The 547-nt window shown below is 35.6% G+C and carries 1 protein-coding gene; it reads right to left on the minus strand.

Going from position 1 to position 547, the window contains the following annotated elements:
• Positions 1-156: 156 nt before the first annotated feature.
• A complete protein-coding gene (locus tag BPODLACK_RS23175; protein WP_159406337.1) occupies positions 157-378 on the minus strand; it encodes a hypothetical protein in 222 nt (73 codons plus the stop codon).
• Positions 379-547: the final 169 nt, after the last annotated feature.

The raw sequence follows: 547 nt of genomic DNA on the forward strand, positions 1-547 counted from the left end.
ACATTCTTGGATAGTTAGAACACCACAGACCAATAGCACCGTTGTTATGCCAATCAGTTTCATACTGAAGAAATCTTTCGTCCAAAGACTCTATCACAGCTTTTGTTCTATGATAGAGCGGATGTTCTTCATATTCAATTTGAAGAAGTTTAAACATTACCAAGCACCTTTATTTTCAAGGTAAGCATCAATTACCCCATGAACACTAGAGTAGTCCATATCAGGGTACACGGTTAAAATATTGTCGTAGCAATCTGAATGCGTCTTGTGTTTTGATCTTTTACTACCAAAAACAGCAAAATAACTCTTACTTGTCATTCGTGCTTGCTTAACCTGCTTACGATCTCCAGTATCTTCAAAATTCAACTCTTTAATCATACTTGTTGTCTCCATTTTCTCATAGTTTGTATGTTGTTTTCCATTTCATCAACAAGTGTCTGTGCATCAGGAGCAATACAATCCCAGATTGGTTGAAGCATTTCAAACCAACTATCAATATGTGTATTTACTACAACAATTACATAAGCCCCTTTAGGATCAACATAAC

This window comes from Gordonia sp. YY1, from assembly GCF_009872315.1.
Classification (GTDB): domain Bacteria; phylum Actinomycetota; class Actinomycetes; order Mycobacteriales; family Mycobacteriaceae; genus Gordonia; species Gordonia amicalis.